Source organism: Marinobacter sp. RI1 (genome assembly GCF_041155085.1).
GTDB classification, from domain to species: Bacteria; Pseudomonadota; Gammaproteobacteria; order Pseudomonadales; family Oleiphilaceae; genus Marinobacter; species Marinobacter nauticus.
Genome location: NZ_AP031605.1, coordinates 785,385 through 806,031 on the forward strand (window position 1 = coordinate 785,385; position 20,647 = coordinate 806,031).

The window sequence follows — 20,647 nt, forward strand, 5'->3', positions numbered from 1 at the left end:
GTGCCCGGGTTGGCGGGAGCCGGCACCCGGATGGCGCAGGCTGAAAACGGATACATTCAATCTTCAGGGATCGAAGTCATGCCCCAGGCAAGCGGATTGCAGTTCACCGCCCGTGTAGGCGAATTCCCCTCGGACCACTTTGTCGTTGTCGGCTTCGCGCTGACCGAACGGCTGTCTGATCTGTTCCATGGCCGGTTGCAGCTGGCCAGCACCGACCCGGATGTGGCCGCCGCCGATGTACTGGAACAGCCGGTAGACCTGGTGGTGTGGCAGGACGGCCAGCCCCTGCGCCGGTTCACCGGCGTGGTGAACGAATTTATGCGCGGCGACACCGGCCACCGCCGCACCCGCTACGAAGTGGTCATCCAGCCGCCCCTGTGGCGCCTGGGCCTGATGCACAACAGCCGCATCTTCCAGACCCAGACCACCGACGCCATCGTGCGCACCCTGCTCGAAGAGCGGGGCATTGTGGATTCCATCTTTGACTTCAAACGCCCACCGGAAGAACGGGAATACTGCGTCCAGCACCGGGAAACCGACCTGCAGTTCCTGGAACGCCTGACCGCCGAAGAAGGCTGGCACTACCGCTACCAGCACGGCAGCGTGGATGGTGAAGAACAACCGGCACTGATTCTTGCCGACCACCACGGCGACGCCCCGAAGCTGGAGCCGGTTACCTGTAACACCAAAGCCGGAGGCAGCACCCAACAGGCCTGCGTGTTCCAGTTTGCCTACGAAGAACGGGTCAAAGCCGCCACCGTGGCCATGAAGGACTACACCTTCAAGAACCCCGCCTACGCCCTGATGCATGAACACAGCGCTGCCGACGCGAACCACCGGGAAGACTACCAGCACTACGACTACCCCGGCCGCTACAAAGCCGACGCCAGCGGCCAGCCGTTCACCCAGAACAAACTGGATGCCCTCAGAAACAACGCCGCCATGGCCAACGGCAAAAGCAACCGCCCGGACTTCACCCCCGGCGCCAAAGTGGAACTGCAGGACCACGACAGCCAGACCCTGAACCGGGAATGGCTGCTCACCGCTATTACCCACACCGGCAAACAGCCCCAGGCCCTGGAAGAAGAGGGTGGCAGCGAACCCACCAGCTATCACAACACCTTCAGCGCCATCCCGGCCGACAAAACCTGGCGCCCCCTGTGTAATCACAAACCCGTGATGGACGGCCCCCAGATGGCTCTGGTCACCGGCCCCGAGGGTGAAGAAATCCACTGCGACCAGTACGGCCGGGTGAAAGTAAGATTCCCTTGGGACCGCTATTCCAAGAACGACGAACACTCAAGCGCCTGGTTGCGCGTGGCCCAGGGCTGGGCCGGTGGCCAGTACGGCTTCATGGCATTGCCCAGAATTGGCCACGAAGTCATCGTCTCCTTCCTCGACGGCGACCCGGACCAGCCCATCATCACCGGACGAACCTACCACGCCACCAACACACCGCCGTACGCGCTGCCGGAACACAAAACCCGGACCACCCTGAAGACCAAAACCCACAAGGGCGAGGGCAGCAACGAACTGCGGTTTGAAGACGAAGCCGGCGAAGAACAGATTTACCTGCACGCCCAGAAAGACCTGGACCTGCTGACGGAAAACAACCGCACCGAAGTCATCAGGAACGACAGCCATCTGACGGTGGAAAACAACCGCTTCAGCCACACCCAAGGCAACAGCCACCACACCGTGGACGGCGAAAAGCGCGAACAAACCGGCAAAGACCACAGCTTCAATGTCACCGGTACTCTGCACCTGAAAGCCGGCACCGCCTGGCTCAGCAATTCCGGCACCGAACTGCATATCAAAGCCGGCCAGAAAGCCGTCATTGAGGCCGGCGCCGAAATCACCCTGAAAGCCGGCGGCAGCTTCGTAAAGATCGATCCCAGTGGCGTGGCCATGGGGGGCGCGAGTATAAAGATGAATGCCGGTGGGGCTGCAGGTAAAGGCAGTGGGCAGAAGGTGCAGGTGCCGGAGATGCCGGGGTTGGTGACGGCTGCTGGCGGGTCTGTGGCGCCGGAGGCGTTGGCGGAGGTTAGCCAGAGAGCGAGTGCTCAGCCAAAAGCCATCGTTGCCCACCGACTGAAACAGGCTCGGATGAATCGAACGGCTATTGTTGAGCAGTGCCAGCAGAAACCCGATGGCACTTGTCCGCTTGGGAACTGTCCTTGCGGTAAGAATCAGACAGCGTGATACGTGAAGGAGCCCATTGTGGTATTTGCAAAACCTTCGACTGACAAGGTGCGCTATATAGTGCTGGAGGCGCAGCAGAAACCATCAGTTGTGCGGTCTTTGTATGAACAGACAGACGCTCCGAAGTGGCTTTATCTGTTTGCTGAGACTGACTGGCAACAGTACCTGGCCGAAAGCCCCGTTGTTCTGGAGGCTAAACAGCAGAGCCCGGAGTATCAGTGGGCTTTGAAAGGCTTGAAAGAAGGGCGGCTTATCGGGCTGATTCTGGAGTCCTCTGAGAGCCTTGAGTCCGTGACGAGTTGGCTAAGGGCTCGCTTGACAGTGCGCTTTGACGGGGAACGACAGGGCCTGCTGCGACTTTACGACCCTGAGGTATGGCAACGCTTATCTCCGGGTACTCAAGACCAGGCGGATGTGATTGAACGGGTTATTTATTGGTACGGAGAAAGCGGTCAGGAACGTTGGCAAACCACCGACAGACCAAGTCTGTTCACTATGTTGCCCGTACCAACGCTTTCAGAAACTCAGTGGCAGGCATTGAACAAGCCAGAGGCCTGAGTCCGAATTGATACGTTTAGAACGCAAGGAATGACAGGGATGTCTGAGAATAGTGCAAAGCAGTCTACAACTGGTTGTAGCCCGACTTGCGAGGACGAATCGCTGATTATTGAGGTTATCGGCAAAGAGCACCCGGATGGGCATGCTTTTCGAATCTTTGATGAATCCAACTACGAGCAGCAAGAGTGGTTGGAGAAACAGGTTGAAATAGAACCTCTGGAAAATTCCATTCTGCATGTCTGGCCCTGGAAGGGGCAGCCCTCAAGGAATGTCTGGATAGAAATCAAGTCTGAAGATGGCCCGATTCGGGTGCCCTTTCTGGATGATGCGACCAGCACCGAAAGGGAAGTTGAGCATCAACGCCACGTCGTACTACCGGTCGTGCCGGCGACCCTGTTGTCTGGCATAGAGCTACATGGGCAGAAGCCTGCCCGCCAGGTTCTGGCTCGTGCAGGGTTCCTGTATATCTTTTACAAGGAAAAGCTATGGCGTGAAATTGAAATCCGCATAGATGAAGAAGGGCAAACTTCGTATCACGACGTGGCGCTTACCAAACATCGTTCGCGCAGTGGTCAGCTAGAGCCTGGATACCGGAAAGTCACTGGGTCGGCAATGAGTGAAATCTGGATACCGGCCCGGATTAACAGTGATTGGCTGACATTGGAGATGGCCTTCAGCGAATCGCAGTGGCCGGGAGAGCGCGTGATGCATTTGGAGCGCTCTGCTACAGACCGGGAAAATCGTTGCGTTAGCATCGATATGCGTTTTGGATCAGAAACGAAGGTAAGTGTAGAGAATTCCAATGCTTCCAGCGGTAACAGTGTTGCATTTCTTGCGGAGTATCTTTCACCGCAACGCTCCCGGGTGCCCGCATTGGAGTGGCAGTTTGACCGCCCCGATGACTATCTGTTGGATTTAGAGGGAACCTATCCGGATCGGGCTATGCAAAAAGCAAAGTCCATTCACCAGAGGCAGGAAAGTCCGGATCCCGAAGACCCGATCGCCGAAGACGAAAGACCGGAGATGACTGCTCTCAGCAATTGCCTGCATCGATCATTGCACCAGGCAGAGGAGGCATTGATACAGCAGTGTCGGCCAGAGGACCCAGAGCCCTTCACTTGGCCTGGCTCTGGAACTGCTGAGACGGATGCTACGATCAATGCAAAAAAACGTGGCATTGGCGTTATTCTGCTGGACGATCCGATCTACCAGCTTCGATACAACCAGCGTCGTCGACAGGTGGCGGCCTGGTATTTGAATGCCGCTGTGCGGCGCGCCAAGGCAAGACCATACTTTGACTCTGCCTTGCTGGTTCATTCTGTGATCGAGCCAGAACAGATCGCGTCGGAGCCTAATCAGCTTCACAAGCACATGGCGGAAATAAATAATCAGGGCAGAGCAGAGCTTGAACGCTCGCTTGCGGTTTCTGAGCGTCAGATGGGGCGAGCTTATCTCGAGAAGGTGCATTCTGAGCTATTGGAATTGCTATCAAACGAACGCACCCATCATGTTCTGACGGATTTGTTCACTCATGACAGCTATGATTACGCTGGTGCATTCAATTTCGTAACATCTCTAGTTATGAACCTTGTCACCGAACCGGCGGAATGTGATGCCCTCGACATTGACGTTGAGGGTGCGGTCGATGGTGAAGGAAAACACTGGTTACAGGGGCTGTGTGAGGGCCGGCACAGTCGAGTTCTCTATTCTCTGCTGTTCCCCCGCTTCAGCCCGGAAGATCAGAAAAAACCGTATCAACCTCCGGCAGAGCCTCAGGTCAATCATGGCAACGGGCAGTTCCGCGAAACGGAACTCGCTGCCATGTCTATTACCGATCTTCCCGATATTGATGAGCTAAAAACGATCGATGGGCTTGAATTAGCAGTCGAAGCTGCCGCAGGGTCCTACGAAACACTTCTGACGGCGAACATGAGGCTCGGTAGTCAGGTTTTGATGAGTGTCCACGGCAATATGTGGGCTGCGATTCATCATGCCAGCCAAGCTATTGAGGCGAGAAATGCAAAGCTGGCGGCTATAAAGAAGCAGTTGGCAGAGCTTCGAATAGAAATCTCCAATCTTGAAAACCAACGCTGGAACATCGAACGGAGAATTAACAACCTCAGAGGGAAAGAAGCTGAACTTGAGGCGATCCGGAACAAACTGATCGAGCTCGACGTACGCTTCAAAGAACTGAGCCGGCAGAAACAATCAATCATGAAAACGGCGGTTGCAGGCAGAATGAAGCTTTATTCTGTTTCGTTGGAGCAATTACGTCGGTCCCTACCAGAGCTTCTAGGGAAAGTAGAGTTGATGCGACTCTCGAAAGCGCGTCAGAAAGATTATTTCATCTTCGAGTTTAGTGAGGCTGAGCTCAAGTCTGGAACTGGAAAGCGGGCTGTAGAGCTTTTTGGGGACTTGATACAGGCAGGCGAAGAACCTGACGTTCGCGCGTCAACAAGTAAAAGACGCAGCAAGGCTGCGGGTATCGCATCCGAGGTTGCTGAGGATGTATACGTGCTGGCAGTCCCTAAAACAGAAACGGTTGTGACGTTAATTGAGGATATCCGGAAAGCTGAGTCTGACTTCCGGCAAGCGGTGCGTGCGTTAGCTGAACTCGAAGAATTCATTGGACCGAGTCCTGGCACCCCAGCCGCGGCAATGGCTGCCGCGGCACAAAGAATCGAAGCAGCAAAGGCTGAAGTTGCCCGAAAGGAACGGGAACTCAAAGCATTTGAGCAAGAGATTGATAGCCGTAGGAGCCGTGTTGCGAAGAAAGAACAGTATATCCGTGACCTGGAGGCCGCGAACGATGCGGCGAACAAGATTGATCAGGCAGAAATTAACAGTAACAGATCCAGTCGTTTATATCGGGTGTTGAATAAGCCAGCTTTTCCGGTATTTGTTGGTTTGATTGAGGTGTTTAACTCAGCGAGCGTTTGGTCAGGGCGGTCTCAAGATGCAAGGATTAAAGGGAACAATCGTGCCGGCCTCCGAGTATTCAGTGCGGGTTTTGATCTGTTTGTTGCGGGCACGGCAATTAGTGAACGGTGGGTGCTGGGGCCATCCAAGATCTTGGCGCTCGAACTGCCAGAAGACATTGGAAGAGTTTTCGTTAAATCTCTTGGTGCTCCACTAACAGTAAGAAGTGGGCTTGGCGCTGCAGCCGGTTTTCTTATGGCCTTGGATGCCGGGTGGGATGCCTATTACGAGTATCGGATGGGAAATCACAAAGCGGCGTTCGGCTATGGATTGCTGGCGGGTAGCGGGATCGCTTTCGGATTCGCAAGTGTTGTCGGTAAATCAGGACTTCTTTTGGTGTTAGGGCCGAAAGGTTGGCTGGCGGTAGGTGTTATCCTGGCCGTAGCGGGCCTGGCGACGGTTTTCGCATTCAGCGACGAACCGCTCGACATCTGGATGCGGCATGGGCCTTTCGGGCCTTTGGCGGAGAAGCCCTTCTTGAAAAAACCAGATGAAGCCTACTATCGCTTGATCAGCCAGTTAATGGGCGTCACGGTCAGACTTGAATACAACCCCTTGCGACGAATGGCGCGAGACGGCGTTCTGGAGGGCTACAGCGATGATCAGGTGGCCGCTTTGTCGATGGCTGGTGAGCGTTTTGTGATTGAGAGCGCCATTCCTGAATTGTTCAATTCGGGCGGGGTTGTCACTGTTTTACCGAAGCTTCAGCTCAACGAAACGATTGCTGTCGCTAAAGGTAGATCGGGTCACGTTCAGAATAACCGAATAGAAGGGGCTGATGTGGAGCCTTATGTGCTAATGACAGAGGAGTCTGGTACGGGTTTGCATATTTATCTGAATGCACCTGAGAGCGCGAGACGCAAATTAGAGACTGCAGTCTGGCAGAGCGATACGTGGGAAACGCGAACGTATAGATGGAAGGCCAAAGTCCAGATTCAGGCGAGGCAATCGCTTGAATCCATGTTGATGGTCTTCCCGGCGCCTCCACCGCAAGACCCTCTCGTGTTTAGTAAATCGGACGAGCGTCATACCCAACCTGACTTTAGCAGTGAAGACCAGCCATTTTGGTACAGTCAAAGAGTTCAAGAAAATGTCGATTGATGTTTCTCCACATGGTAGCTCGAGTGATTATTATGGATCGCATAGCTACCGTTCTGACTCGATTCCCGAGCAAAGCAATCAAACTCAGGAATTGAACCGAACCGGATTAGATCGCTCAGCCAGCTTACGATTACCGTGGGGTAATACCCGTGAAGTGATGCCGCCCACCTTCATGTCAAGAAACCCACCCAAGAAGTTGCGGCGACTGGAGAAAAAAGAGGATCTGGCAGAGAAGTACGGTCTTCACGTTGAGAGTAATCATGAATGCTTCCGGCATGCACCATTGGCTCTCCAGGCTCGATTAGTAAGTATAATTAGTGTTACAGGTGCGTTGTGGGCCTACATTGTTTCTCCCGGATATTTGATAACACTGATTTTGATGTCGCCGTTGTTTACGTCCATTAGTAGAAACTATTCCGAGTACATACAAAGTCTTGGTTTATTCGAATTTATCATGCTTGGAGGCGGCTGGATTCTCATTTTGATGGCCAAACTGGCGTTACGCCTCTTCCCGACATGGCTTTTACGGAATGGCCGAGGCCCCGAATGGGAATTCAACCGTCGAACCGGCATGATCAAGGTCTGGCAATACCCGAAAAAGTTTCCTTTTCTTCCCAGAAAGCCTCCGGTAGTGGTTGAAAAACCTTTCTATGAATTCGATGCCTGGTGCTGCGCGAGGGTGGACCGTTTCGGTAGTGTGTTTGATCTGGTGCTCTCTCACCGATACAGCAAACTGGACGTTACCGTTGGCGATCTTCTCGGCGCCCATGGCAGCCCCACCATGTGTTACGCCTACTGGGACTTCATTCAGAATTATATGGACATCACCAGGCCGCTGCCGGAACTGCCCATGCTGGAGCAGTATCGACACCTTGACCCGACCACCGCAAAGCACGACCAGGCGACGGGCCGTCCGTCACGTTACTGGCGGGATATGGATGATAAAACCTTCAAGCAGAAAGTGGACGACATGTTTACCGATGTCTCCATCATCGATACAACACGCAGGCCAGACCTGATGGCGGAAAAGCTGAATTATGCGTCCTGACTTGTGAACTGGGGGCTTCCATTGCCAACCAGGTAGGACGGCTCTTGTGACTACCCGTGTAGTGGTTCAATGATTCCGGACACCAACGTAGGTGGTAAGATCACCACCATAAACGAGGTGTCTGATGACCAGAAAGCGACGTTCTTTTTCTCCTGAGTTCAAACAGGAAGCAGCCAGCCTGGTGCTGGACCAAGGTTACACCATTCCTCAGGCCAGTACGTCCCTGGGCGTGGGCGAGAGTGCTGTTCGCCGTTGGGTCAAACAGCTGACCGAAGAGCGTGAGGGTGTCACCCCAAAGGGTAAAGCTTTAACCCCGGAGCAGCGCCGAATTCAGGAATTGGAAGCCCGCTGCAAGCGCCTTGAGCAGGAGAAAGACATACTAAAAAAGGCTACCGCTCTCTTGATGTCGGACGACATGAATCGTACGCGCTGATAGACCAGTTGAGTGAGCAAGTGCCTGTTGAAATGGTCTGCAATGCGTTCGATATCAGCCGTTCCAGCTATTACGAGTATCGCCAACGACGGAAACACGTGGATGTTGAGCGTCTGGCCCTGAAGGCTCAGGTGAACCGCTTGTTTACCAAGAGCCGCAGTTCTGCCGGCAGCCGGACAATCAAAGGCATGCTCAACGATGACGGCGTGGTGATTGGTCGCTTTAAGGTCCGACGACTGATGAGTGAGTTGGGGCTGATCTGTAAGCAACCAGGCCCTCACGCTTACAAGCAGGCTACCGTTGAGCGACCAGATATTCCGAACCATCTGGCTCGTGAGTTTACGGTAGACCGGCCCAATCAGGCTTGGTGCGGTGACATTACCTACGTCTGGAGCGGCCAACGATGGAGCTATTTGGCTGTGGTGCTGGATCTGTATGCCCGGCGCGTTGTTGGTTGGGCGATGTCATCCAGTCCGGATGCCGATCTGGTTGTCAAAGCTCTGGACCACGCCTGGGAACAGCGTGGTCGACCGGAGAAAGTTATGTTCCACTCGGATCAGGGAAGCCAGTATGCCAGCCGTAAGTTCCGTCAGAGGCTCTGGCGCTATCGAATGACACAAAGCATGAGCCGACGTGGTAACTGCTGGGACAACGCACCGATGGAGAGGCTGTTCCGGAGCCTGAAATCTGAATGGATACCGGCCCTAGGATATCGGAACCTCCACGAGGCCAAAAAAGATGTGGGTGGCTATCTGATGGACTACTACAACCGGCAACGACCTCATGCGTTCAACGACGGCATTTCACCCGTTGCCGCTGAGGAAAACCTTAAAATACTGTCCGGGATTAGTTGACCACTACACCGGTCAAAGTTCCCAAACACATCATCGGGTAGACTACTCCTTCGAAAGTTGTCCAAAGCATTATTCGAAAAGGAATTCAGTTATGACACGCAAGCTTCTCATCTCTTTATTTCTGCTATCCCTTGGTCCGTTTTCTCACGCTGCCGTTTACCAGTGGACAGATGCCAACGGTCAGACCCATTTCGGCGATCGCCCCCCGGCGAAGGCCAGTTCCAAGGAGGTGCGCGTCAATGCAGCGCCGGCCCAGGCTGATGCCACAGCCCGTGACCGGCAGCAGAAAATGACGGAGTTCCTGGAACAGCAACAGAAGGAGCGGGAGGAGCGTCAGGCCAAAGAGGCGAAAGTCCGGCAACAGGCCGAAAAGCAGGAGGAGCTATGCCGGAATCTCCAGGCCCGTCTCAAGCACCTGGAGAGTGTTTCGACCTTCTACGATATCAATGAGAAGGGTGAGCGGGAGTACGTGTCTGAGGAAGAAAATCAGCAGATTCGGGACCGTTTCCGCGCCAAGGTTAAAGAAACCTGCGGCGAGTAGGTACCTATTGCGATTAACCGGCAAGGCTACCGGTTAATCGCAGCCTCCGGCTGATTCAGCATCGCAATCAGCGGATTCTTCCGCAGCACATAATCCCGCAACAGGTAGCCCAGCAGTAACCCCAAGCCAAAGCCACCCAGATGCGCGGCCCACGCCACACCGCCCTGGGCGGTGAACATCCCGAACAGGTTTATCAGGCTCCAGATCAGGAAGTACCAGTGAGGTGCGAGTTTCTTCTGGTAAACAATGATCATGAAGGTAAGGCTGGCGTGCCGGAACCACATCAGGTAGAGGCCGAACAGGGCAGCGATGGAGCCACTGGCCCCGACCAGCAGCAGGGGCCCCTGGCTGGCATCGAACAACAGCAGTTCCGCAAGGGCCGCCATAATGCCGGCAAACAGGTAGAGTGCCAGGAAGGCACCATGCCCCAGCGCATCTTCCAGGTTGTCGCCGATGATCCACAGAAAGTACATGTTCCCGACCAGGTGCATCAGGCCACCGTGCACAAACTGATAGCTCAGCAACTGAAGCACAAAATGTGACGGGCTTTGGGTGTCGGAGTTCAATCCCAGGTTTACGAAGATCCACTCATTTGCCTCAGGGGACAGCGCTCCAACACCAAACACCAGGGCACAGAGGAACACCAGGGTTCGGGTAACCCAGGGGGTGCGGTGGGGTTTTACGTTGTATTCCACCGGCATGGCGGTCAGGAACTGGAACAGCCAGGATTTCCAGCTCACCTTCTGGTTCAGGTCTTTAAGGGCCTGCTTCAGTTGCGGCGACTGCATTACATGATCAACTTCGTGTTTGTCGAGCCAGACACCGTCACAGCCGGGGCAGCAGTCAATTTCCGTGGTGTAGTGAGCCAGCAATTGGTAGTGGGTCATGGGCACGCGACACCGCCGGCAAAGCCGGTCGCTGGTGCGAAGCGCGGGGCCGAGGTGCTGCTCGTGATCGTACTGGTCTACGCCGTCATGATGCTCGGCAATCGCCTGATTTAATGCGCCATCTTCAAACCATAGCCCGTGGCACAGGCGGCAGTCGAATATGGAGGGATGGCTGGAGGAGTCCAGGCTTGCGGTATTGCAGGCCGGGCACTGTCGATAGCGGTTTCTGGGCATGACGTCCTTTTCCTGGTATAGCGGTTTCTGAAGCGCCTGGCGATTACTGATCCGAGGCAGTCAGATACTGCCTGGCAAATCCCTGCAACTCCTCCGCCACGCGCTGGCGAATAGCGGCACGATCCTGCGGATCCAGTTCGTACTTGCGTGCCAGCAGTTCGAAATCCTCGTCTTTGAGGGTTACCGTCAGCCGCGGGCGGGCACGGCCTTTCCGGTAGGGCAGGTGGAGCACTTTGCGCACCATGTCGGCGGTCGTCATATCCTGCATGGCCGCCGACACGCGAAAGGCGCGCTGGATATCGTTGGACAGGTCGAAGGCCATCTGTACCGCCTGAACGGCCTGTTCTTCTCGGGACCAGTCCTGTTTCTTCGCCATGGGGTTGCCTGTGAGAGCGCCTATGAGGTGCTTGAGTGAGCGCCCCGAACTCGGGGCGCTCAGGGTTTACGGGTTTGCGTTGCCGCCCTTGAGGCGTGCCAACACATCGTTGACGGCATCCTGTTCACCGTCAATGCCAGCGGCTTTCAGTTTTTCGTCCAGATCTGCGCCGGTCAGCTCTTTTGCCAGGGTGGCGCTGGCGGTCTGGCGGTCTTCTTCCCGGGCCTGGCGCTCGCGAATCCGTTCCAATGTCTCTTTCGCGGTGCTCAGGGAGGACTGCTGGCTGTTGATGTTGGTGTCAATCTGCGCGGTGGTGCGTAGCACCCGCTCGTTGGTCTTCACCACTTGCAGTTCCCGGCGGTAGTCGGCCAGCTGTTTCTCGGCTTTCTGAACTCGCTCTTTCAGCCCCACAATGCGCTGTTGCAGCAGTTCCCGGGTTTGGGTCAGCTCTGAGGCGCGGCGCTCATGGCCAACAATTCGCTCGGCCACTTCCCGGGCCAGGTCTTCCTGGCCAGCCGCGATGGCTTTGCGGGCATCGTCTTCACGCTTGGTGGCGCTGTCCTGCTCGGTGCGGATCTGGCGGGCCAGGGAGGCCGCTTCGGCCATCAGTGACGCCAGCTCCTGCTTGGCCTGTTTCAGCTCATGCTCGGAATCGCGCAGTTCCTGTTCCAGAATCCGGTTGCCCTGGCCGTCGACAACGGCTTCACCCAGTTCGTTCACACCCCCGCGCATGGCGGTCAGGATTTTTTTAAGTACGGTTCTCATGTCTCAGCCCTCACTCAAGCCAGGTAGTCTTCAAAAGTCTGTAACAGGTCGATGGCATTCTCGGCGAGGGTTACCAGTTCCTGCATGATCTCGCTGGTGCCGGACGTGGGGCTCAGTGCGCCATAGACCACATAGTGCTGGCCGGTTTTGCCAAGAGAGCTTAAGGGCATGGGAACACTGATGCGCAACATGTTTTCATGCAGCTCGTTCAGACGTTCCGGGGCCAGTTCCTGTTCGTCGAAAAGGTACGCAAGGCACAGAATCTGGGTGTCGGTTACGGTAATATACACCGGTGTTTCTTCGGCGCCGGACACGATTACCTGCAGCACCGGTTCTTCGCCGGCAATGGGCATGACATCGAAGGTTCGGCCAGCATGGGTGGCGTCACCCAGGGCCAGGGTGAGAGATTGGGTATCCACGAATAGCTCCTTCCTGTGGCGTTGAATCGGTTCGGCCGATCCGGACGAACCCTGTCCTGTCGCTTGACATTTTATGTCAATCATCCGAGTCTATACCTCGCAATTAAACATTTGCAAGAAATAGTTTGTTTACGTTATAAACAACTCGTCAGTCTGACACGGACTGTCGCCCAGTGGATTTACCAGAACGGATGTCTGGTCGCGTATGGATACATTCTTTGCAATTGCCTTCTCCTTCCCCACGGTCATTTTTTCGGTATTGTTGTGCGTGGCCATCGTTTACTGGCTGATTTCCCTTGTGGGTCTGGGCGATATCGAAGCCGATGGCGATATTGATGCCTCCGGCGACTTCTCCGGTCTGATGGTGACCCTGGGGCTCCAGGGTGTCCCGCTGCCACTCGTGCTTACCCTGTTGTTCCTGATTGCCTGGTTGGCGAGCTATTTTGCGGAGCTGTTGCTCGGTGCACTGGTGCCTGATGGTTTCCTGCATGCACTGTTCGGCCTGGCGGTCATCGCCGGCGCTCTGGTGATGAGTGTTCTGGTGACAGCCGTTGTTATCCGCCCACTTCGGCCACTGTTCCGGCGGGCGTATTTACCCCCGCTTCAGAAACGTATTATCGGTACCGCTTGCGTGATTACCTCAGCAACGGTGACTGAAACCAAAGGCCGGGCAGAAGCGATTCTGGACGGTGCCCATCTGGTGCTGCAGGTCCGCAGCCATACGCCTTTGGCGCATCGCGAGCGCGCGGTGCTGATCGAACATATTCCGGACAAGAACGCCTGGTGGGTGGTTCCGGAAGCTGAATTCCTTGCCGGCGAATCGGCCGGTTAATCCCCGCACCTACTCCCTTCAATCAGCGCAGGAGAATGACTAAATGGACTTATCTTGGATGATGCCAGCAATCATGACCGTCGGGGTCCTGGTTCTGCTGATACTGGGCATACTGGCCCTGTTCAAGGCGTTTTACCGCAAGGTGGACCAGGGCCAGGCCCTGATCGTGAACGACCTGTCGCCCACGCCCAAGGTGTATTTCACCGGGGCCATGGTGCTGCCGGTTATCCACCGCGCCGAGACCATGAAAATCTCGGTCATTACACTGGAGCTGAACCGTACCGGCAAGGAAGGGCTGATCTGTAAGGACAACCTGCGGGCCGACATTACTGTCGCCTTCTACCTGCGGGTGAATGAAACCCAGGAAGACGTGCTGCGCGTGGCCAAATCGGTGGGTGTGGGCCGTGCCTCAGACCGCGATGCCGTGAACGAGCTTTTCAATGCCAAGTTCAGTGAAGCGCTGAAGACCGTTGGTAAGAAGCTCGAGTTCATGCAGCTGTTTGAGGAGCGTCAGCGCTTCCGCGATTCCATCGTCGAGACCATCGGGGAAGACCTGAACGGTTATGTGCTGGAAGACGTGGCCATCGACTACCTGGAGCAGACGCCGAAGACCTCACTGGATCCGAACAACATCCTGGATTCCGAGGGCATCAAGCGGATTACCGAAATCACCGCCCTCCACAATGTGGAAACCAACCGTCTGGAGCGGGACCAGGAGCTGGAAATCCAGCGCAAGAATGTGTCGGCCCGGGAAGCGTCGCTGGAACTGGAACGCAGCCAGGCCGAAGCCGAAGCGCGCCAGCGCCGGGAAATTGAAACCCTGCAGGCCCGTGAGACTTCGGAAACCGAGCAGGTGCGTGAGCAGGAGCGGGCCCGTGCCGAAGCCGCTCGTATCAAGACGGATGAAGAACTGGCGATTGCGGACGAAAACAAGCAGCGCCAGATTGAAATGGCCATGAAAGCCCGCGAGCGTGCGGTGCAGATTGAGGAAGTGCGTATTCGCCAGGCCCGGGAGCTCGAGGATGTTAACCGTGAGCGGGCGGTGGAAATCGAGCGCATTGGCATGGAAAAGGCGCTGGAAGAAGAACGCAAGGAAATTGCCGATATCACCAGCCAGCGTATTGCCGTTGAGCGCAACGTGGCGGAAGAGGAAGAGAACATCAAGGATGTTCGCAACCGCTCCGAAGCAGACCGCTTGAAGGTGAAGAAAGTGGTGGCGGCTGAAGCCGATGCCGAAGAACTGAAGCTGAAAGATGTAAAAGCGGCCGAGGCGGCGTTTGAGCGCTCCAAGCTGGAAGCCGAGCAGATTCGGGTCACCGCCCAGGCGGAAATGGATGCAGCTGAGAAGAAATCGGTGGCTGATGAGAAACTGGCCCGTGGTCGCCAGGCTATGGCCGCGGCCGATGGCCTTGCCGAAGCGCAGGTCAAGGAAGCTCAGGCGTCTGCTATCCGGGCTGATGGTCTGGCCCGCGCCGAGGTCAAATCGGTTACCGCCAAGGCCGATGAAGAAGCCGGCATGGCCGAGGTTCGGGTGCTTGAGCAGCGTCTGGAAACCGAAGCCATGGGTGAAGAGAAACTGGGTGTTGCCAAGGCCGATGCCCGTAAGGCTATGGTTCTGGCCGAAGCCGAAGGTGAGCAGCGCATGGGCCACGCCAAAGCCGAAGCCCGCGAAGCCATGGCCAAGGCCGAAGCGGCTGGTCTGGTTGAGAAACTCAAGGCCTACGATGGCATGTCTGAGGAATCCCGTCACTTTGAAGAGTTCCGCATGAACCTGGAAGTTCATGAGAAGGAAGTGATGGCCCAGATCGACGCCCAGAAGGCTGGAATGCTGGAAAATGGCCGGGTTATGGCTGCTGCCCTGAAAGACGCCAAGTTCGAAATGATCGGCGGCGACGGCGGCATTTTCGAGAAGTTTGCCCAGGGCCTTGGCTACGGCAAGAGTGTTCAGGGCGTGCTGGACAAGTCCCCCTCGCTGCAGGCGGCGCTCTCGAACATTGCCGGCCGGGTGGCAGGTGAAAAGCCTAACCGCAGTTCCGAGACGGCCTGATAAGGCCGATGGCTCCCGGTACCGGACCCAAGGTGCCGGGAGTGCTTTCCCCTAACCGCATTCCCCTCTTTGGTTCAGGATGATTTGGTATGTCGACGGATCGCACCGAGCTCGAAAGCATTGTTCAGGAAGGTTCAGCCTTTGAAACCATCAAGCGCCGGCTGAAAGAGCAGGGCGGCCAACTGCGTGAGCAGGTGTCCGGGCTGAACCAGGCCCGCGAAGAGATCTTTGGCAGTGCCGGCATGAACGTGCTGGGCCGGGCCCGGGTGCGAACCGAAAACAACGCCATCGCCCGGGATGTGGTGCGTCTGGGCGACAAGCTGTTGTTCGGTTTCAATCTGCAGCTGGGCTTGCGCAAGACGCTGGTGATTGAAGATGTGTTCAGGCTGTACCACCTGAACGACGGCGACAGCGGGTTCGAGATGACCGAAGCGGCCATTGAGGGTTCGTTTCTCAAGGATGAACGCTTCGCCACCGACTTCCGGGAACTCCAGCAGTACTACAACACCGCCACGCTGTCGCAACTGGTGATTCTCAAAGGCATGTTGCTGATGGCGTTCCGCATCGGTGACAAGCTTGATGATCTTCGGGTGTTTCGCTGGGAACTGAAGCCCGATGGTGAGGTCAGCCGCTACATTGATAATCGCGGCGAGCGCGATCTGTCTTTCCCGGAACGTTTCAGTTTTCCCTGGAAAACCGTGGGCCGCGACAGCCAGGTTCAGGGCCGCTCTCCGCACCTGAACATCGCCGACACCCTGTTTGTGGATAACCTGCGGGGCAACATTACTTTCAAGGTGGAGAACAACACCTCCACCGGCGAAGGCATCTACTCGGACCGGGTGGAGTCCGATTCCCAGTCACTGGACGACGCCAGCTTCGATTTTGCCGATCTGGGCGAGATTCTGCTGGTGCGGATTCTGCCGTTTAACGAAGAACACTGGCGCTACTACCTGTTCAACCGCACCGAGCGCAAGATCGAGCGGGTTGACGCCATGGCCGGTTCCGTCGCGTCGCTGCCGGACAATCACGGCCTGATTTTTCCGTCGGGTTACTACCTGAGTACCGGCGAGCTGAAAACCTTCCAGATTCCTGACGGGGATTTCCGGCTAAAGCGTACCTTGCGGGCCCCCAACGGTGAAGACATGCTGTATGTCTTCTTCGAACAGCGCACTGGTCAGGTGATCCTGTTCCGCTACAACCTGATTCGCAAACAGGCGGATGTGCCCCTGATTGGCCACGGCTACGCCCTGTTCGAAAACGGACATCTGGTGATTTTCAATGCCGACAAGGAACCTACGCTGGTGCACCCGTTGCAGGTGTGGGAAACGCCGTTCACTTCTGAAAGTTTCCACGCTGCGGCGAACGTCGCCAACGATTCCGAGCTGGCGCGCATTGGCAATCCCGAGCTGGTTCGGGGAATTGCCGAGCTGAATACGGTGGTTACCCTGGTGGAGGGCGCCGGCGCCAGTGAGCGGCATTTCACCAACCTGATTCGCACCGTGGACCGTATTCTGGACCAGTTTTTCTGGCTGTCAGCGCGCCAGGAAGAAGCCTTGTTTGCCGGGTTAAATCAACAGCTCAGCACCATCCGAAGCACCGCAGAGCTGGTGCTGGATGAGTATGAGAAAGTCCAGAGCATTCGCGCCCAGACTGAAGCTGCCATTACCGAGGTCGCTCAGGACCAGGGCGCGTTGATGCGGGACCTGAAACCGGATAGCTGGAAAGCACCGGATCAGTTTGTCAGTTACCTGGCACGTTTGCGCGATCATCGCGGCCGGGTGCGAACCCTCAATGATCGGCGTTACGCCGACAAAGCCCGTATCGACACTCTTGAAGAGGAGCTGGCCGAGGCTGAGGACCGGCTGACCGAGCGCACCTTCCGTTTCCTGGCGTCGCCGGAGGCGCTGGATGGCTACCGCCAGACCCTGAGCGAGTTGCAGACCGCGCTGGCCGAGGCCGACAGCCGGGATGCCCTGAAGAAGATTGTCGATCGCTATCGGGAACTGACCGAAGGCCTGGACATGATCCAGGGCATGCTGGCGTCGATGGGCGGTGACGATGCCGCGCTGGAAACGGCGATCACCGATAATATCTCCGGCATCTACGCCACCATCAACCAGCAGCGTTCCGAAGCGGAAATCCGGCTGAGAGAGCAGGGCAGTGCGGAAGCCCGGGCCCAGTTTGCGGCTCGTATCCGGCTGTTTGAGCAGAGCCTGGCGAACGGCGTCAGCGCGCTGTCGGATGTGCGCGAATGCGATGGTCTGATGACCCGGATGCTGGATCAGCTCCAAGAGCTGGAAAGCCAGTTTGGCGAATATGACGAGTTCCTGGCGGCCATTCTGGAGCAGCGTGAGAACGCCCATGAGAGCATCGAGGCATGGCGCCAGCAGCTCCAGGATCAGCAACAGCGCCGGGTAACCACGCTCACCGATGCCTCCGCCCGTATTCTCAAGAATCTGGGCCGCCGTACCGAACGTTTCAGCAGCCCGGAAGAGCTGCATGCCTTCTTCGCCTCTGATGCCATGGTTAGCCGGTTGCGCAGTATGGCCGGAGAGTTACGGGAGCTGGGCGCCGCCATGGAAGCGGACGATTGCCTGGGCCAGCTCAAAGCGGCTCAGGACACCGCCCTGCGCAGCGTTCGGGATAAAGCCGATATCTTTGAGGATGGCGGTGCCGTAATCCGGTTGGGCAAGCACAAGTTCAGCGTTAACCAGCGGGAGCTGGATCTGACCCTGATTCCCCGGGACGATTATGTGCTGCTGCACCTGACCGGGACCCAGTATTACGAGCGCCTGGAGGAGCCCGAGCTGGACCGCCTCCGGGGCTACTGGAACATGAGCCAGCCTTCGGAATCCGACCGGGTGTACCGGGCGGAGTATCTGTCGGCACTGGTAATCGATGAGTTCCGCAAGGCCGGAGACCTGCCGGTTAACGTCGCGGATCTGGATGAACTGACCGGTTACATCCGCAAGTTCGCCTCGCCCCGATACCGGGAGGGCTACGAAAAAGGCATCCATGATCACGACGCAGCGCTGATTGTCAGTACGCTGTGGCCGGCGATTCAGAACGCCGGGTTGCTCCGTTTCAGCCCCAGGGCGAGGGCACTGGCCATGCTGTTCTGGGCCGGGTTGAGCCAGCAACAGAGCGCGGGCCAGCAACTGCGTTCCCGGTGCCTGTCTGCCGGCATCCTCAGCCGCATGATGCAGTCCGATGAGCTGCTGGAATCCCTGCAACAGGAACTGGAACCGCAGCTCGCAAACTTTGTGGAAGAACAGCAATTGAGCCTGGCCGGGCCGGGCAGCGATGGTCGCAGCCTGGTGCATTCCGCAGCCCAGTACCTGGTGCGGCAGCTGGCGGAAGAATCCGAAGGCTTCGATATCACTCGCTATGCCGGGGATCTGGCGACCGGCTTTGTCGAGGCACTGAAACGGGATAACCAGTTTGCCCAGTATCAGCAGGCACTGGAGGTCGTGGCCGATCAGCCGGCTGCTCGCTGGAGCATCACCAGCCACTGGTTGAAAGCCTGGATGGCCAAGACGGATCAGCAGCATCTGCTGCACTATCTTCCGGAGGCCGTGGTTGTGCTGAACGTAGGCGAAACGGTGAAAACCTCGGTTCGCAGTGTGGAACTGGCGTTCCAGATTGAGGGTCTGCTGGGCCAACACCCTCGCATTGAAGAGCGCACGCTCAGCCTGCAACTGGATGAATTTGACGAGCGTCTGCGATATCACCAGCAGGAGATCATTCCTGGTTGGCAGCAGTTGCAGGAGGTGCGGCAGCAGGTACTGGAGAAATGGCGTGGCCAGTTACGGCTGGACGAGTTCCGGCCCCGCCCGCTGTCGTCGTTCGTGCGTAACAAGCTGATCAGCGAGAGTTACCTGCCGATCATTGGCGATAACCTGGCCAAGCAGATGGGCACGGCGGGTGAAGACCGCCGCACCGACCAGTCCGGGCTGCTGATGATGATCTCGCCGCCGGGCTACGGTAAAACCACGCTGATGGAATACGTGGCCAACCGCCTGGGTCTGATCTTCATGAAGATCAACTGCCCGAGCCTGGGCCACGACGTGATGTCGCTGGATCCCGAAAAGGCACCGCATTCCACCGCCGAAGCAGAGCTGATCAAGCTTAACCTGGCGTTGGAAATGGGTAACAACGTGATGTTGTATCTGGACGATATCCAGCACACCCACCCTGAATTCCTGCAGAAATTTATCTCCCTGTGTGACGGCACGCGCCGCATAGAAGGGGTGTGGCGCGGCAAGACCCGCACCTACGACATGCGCGGCAAGCGTTTCTGTGTGGTGATGGCCGGGAACCCATATACCGAAAGCGGCGAAGTCTTCAAGGTCCCCGACATGCTCGCCAACCGGGCCGACATCTACAACCTGGGTGACGTGCTCTCGGGCATGGAGCATGCCTTTGCGCTGTCCTACATCGAGAACAGCCTGAGCTCCAACCGGGTGCTGGCACCGCTGGCCACCCGGGGCATGGCGGACTTTTACCGGTTCGCCGATCTGGCCGAAGGCAAAACGGTGGCGGATTCGGACTTTGAACACGACTACAGCGCCGCCGAGCGCGATGAAATCGTTGCCCTGTTGAAGAAAATGATCCGGGTGCGGGAAACCGTGTTGCGGGTCAATCAGGCTTATATTGCCTCCAGCGCCCAGGCAGAAGCGTACCGCACCGAGCCCACCTTCAAGCTGCAGGGCAGTTACCGGAACATGAACAAGCTGGCGGAGAAGCTGTCGCCGGTGATGAGTGACCAGGAACTTGAAGCCCTGATTGATGACCACTACCAGGGCGAGGCTCAGCTGCTGACCTACGGCGCCGAAGAAAACCTGCTCAAGCTCAAGCAGATGCGCGGCACCATGAACGACGAAGAAGCGGCACGCTGGCAGGCCATCTGTGAAGAATACCGCCGCCGTCAGCAAGCCGGTGGCGACGAGGAAACCGGGGTGAAAGTGGTTCGCCAACTGGGGCTGATCTCGGAACATCTGCAGCAACTGGGGCAACAGCTTGTTGCCGGACTGGACAGCGGAAAACACCCGGAACCCGATCTGGATAAAGCCCTGAGCCAGCTGTCCCGTTCCCTCGAAACCGGCCTCACCGAAGGCCTGCAATCGGTACAGCTGAATCCCGCTGTCACCGTCAACCTGGACAGCCCGCCCCAGGTGGGCGACGCGCTGATGGCCTTCGCCCGGATCTTTGAAGAATCCATTGTGCCGCTGGTGAAAACCATGGATGGCAAGCTGGATCTGGATTTGAAAACCCAGAGTGACATGAGCCGGGTGTTGCGGGTGATCCGGGAGCTGCAGGAGCGTTTGCTGGCCGGTTGACCACGTTGATACCGGGGGGCGAATGTCTGGAT

The 20,647-nt window shown here is 56.9% G+C and carries 13 protein-coding genes; 9 read left to right on the top strand and 4 right to left on the bottom strand.

What is annotated here, in order from left to right; genetic code table 11:
* Nucleotides 1-78: 78 nt before the first annotated feature.
* From ACAM27_RS03505 to ACAM27_RS03530, 6 genes are all read left to right on the top strand, one after another.
* A complete protein-coding gene (locus tag ACAM27_RS03505; RefSeq protein WP_369612565.1) occupies nucleotides 79-2,202 on the top strand; it encodes a type VI secretion system Vgr family protein in 2,124 nt (707 codons plus the stop codon).
* Between the two features lie 18 nt (nucleotides 2,203-2,220).
* Nucleotides 2,221-2,760 carry a DUF4123 domain-containing protein gene (locus ACAM27_RS03510; protein WP_369612566.1) on the top strand — a complete coding sequence of 180 codons (540 nt, stop codon included), beginning with the start codon at nucleotides 2,221-2,223 and terminating at the stop codon, nucleotides 2,758-2,760.
* Nucleotides 2,761-2,799: 39 nt separating this feature from the next.
* Entirely contained in the window at nucleotides 2,800-6,840 is a 4,041-nt protein-coding gene (locus tag ACAM27_RS03515; protein ID WP_369612567.1) for a hypothetical protein, read from the top strand.
* A 484-nt stretch (nucleotides 6,841-7,324) separates the two neighbouring features.
* Nucleotides 7,325-7,888, top strand: a complete 564-nt coding sequence (locus ACAM27_RS03520; protein WP_369612568.1) for a hypothetical protein — start codon at nucleotides 7,325-7,327, stop codon at nucleotides 7,886-7,888.
* A gap of 124 nt (nucleotides 7,889-8,012) precedes the next feature.
* A protein-coding gene (locus ACAM27_RS03525; protein WP_226598067.1) for an IS3 family transposase occupies nucleotides 8,013-9,175 on the top strand; the annotation gives its coding sequence in 2 pieces (ribosomal slippage) (nucleotides 8,013-8,268 and nucleotides 8,268-9,175; 1,164 coding nt in all).
* 91 nt (nucleotides 9,176-9,266) lie between these two features.
* Entirely contained in the window at nucleotides 9,267-9,716 is a 450-nt protein-coding gene (locus tag ACAM27_RS03530) for a DUF4124 domain-containing protein (RefSeq protein ID WP_022993270.1), read from the top strand.
* A 26-nt stretch (nucleotides 9,717-9,742) separates the two neighbouring features.
* Here the strand turns inward: ACAM27_RS03530 and ACAM27_RS03535 are convergent, their stop codons facing one another.
* From ACAM27_RS03535 to ACAM27_RS03550, 4 genes are all read right to left on the bottom strand, one after another.
* On the bottom strand, nucleotides 9,743-10,837 hold the full coding sequence (locus ACAM27_RS03535; RefSeq protein WP_222534925.1) for a rhomboid family intramembrane serine protease: 1,095 nt from the start codon (nucleotides 10,835-10,837) through the stop codon (nucleotides 9,743-9,745).
* Nucleotides 10,838-10,880: 43 nt separating this feature from the next.
* Nucleotides 10,881-11,213: a hypothetical protein gene (locus ACAM27_RS03540; RefSeq protein ID WP_011787111.1), complete on the bottom strand. Its 333-nt coding sequence runs from the start codon at nucleotides 11,211-11,213 to the stop codon at nucleotides 10,881-10,883.
* Nucleotides 11,214-11,279: 66 nt separating this feature from the next.
* A complete protein-coding gene (locus ACAM27_RS03545) occupies nucleotides 11,280-11,978 on the bottom strand; it encodes a PspA/IM30 family protein (protein ID WP_222534924.1) in 699 nt (232 codons plus the stop codon).
* A gap of 14 nt (nucleotides 11,979-11,992) precedes the next feature.
* The gene (locus tag ACAM27_RS03550) at nucleotides 11,993-12,397 is read right to left on the bottom strand and encodes a YjfI family protein (protein ID WP_011787109.1); all 405 of its coding nucleotides are present in this window, start codon (nucleotides 12,395-12,397) and stop codon (nucleotides 11,993-11,995) included.
* Nucleotides 12,398-12,602: 205 nt separating this feature from the next.
* On the opposite strand from ACAM27_RS03550, the gene ACAM27_RS03555 reads away from it, so the two are divergent.
* The 3 genes from ACAM27_RS03555 (at nucleotide 12,603) to ACAM27_RS03565 (ending at nucleotide 20,615) form a co-directional block, all read left to right on the top strand.
* Complete coding sequence (locus tag ACAM27_RS03555; RefSeq protein ID WP_022993268.1) at nucleotides 12,603-13,229, top strand: hypothetical protein; 627 nt, start codon at nucleotides 12,603-12,605, stop codon at nucleotides 13,227-13,229.
* A 43-nt stretch (nucleotides 13,230-13,272) separates the two neighbouring features.
* Nucleotides 13,273-15,276: a hypothetical protein gene (locus ACAM27_RS03560; RefSeq protein WP_011787107.1), complete on the top strand. Its 2,004-nt coding sequence runs from the start codon at nucleotides 13,273-13,275 to the stop codon at nucleotides 15,274-15,276.
* An 89-nt stretch (nucleotides 15,277-15,365) separates the two neighbouring features.
* Complete coding sequence (locus tag ACAM27_RS03565; protein WP_369612569.1) at nucleotides 15,366-20,615, top strand: DNA repair ATPase; 5,250 nt, start codon at nucleotides 15,366-15,368, stop codon at nucleotides 20,613-20,615.
* Nucleotides 20,616-20,647: the final 32 nt, after the last annotated feature.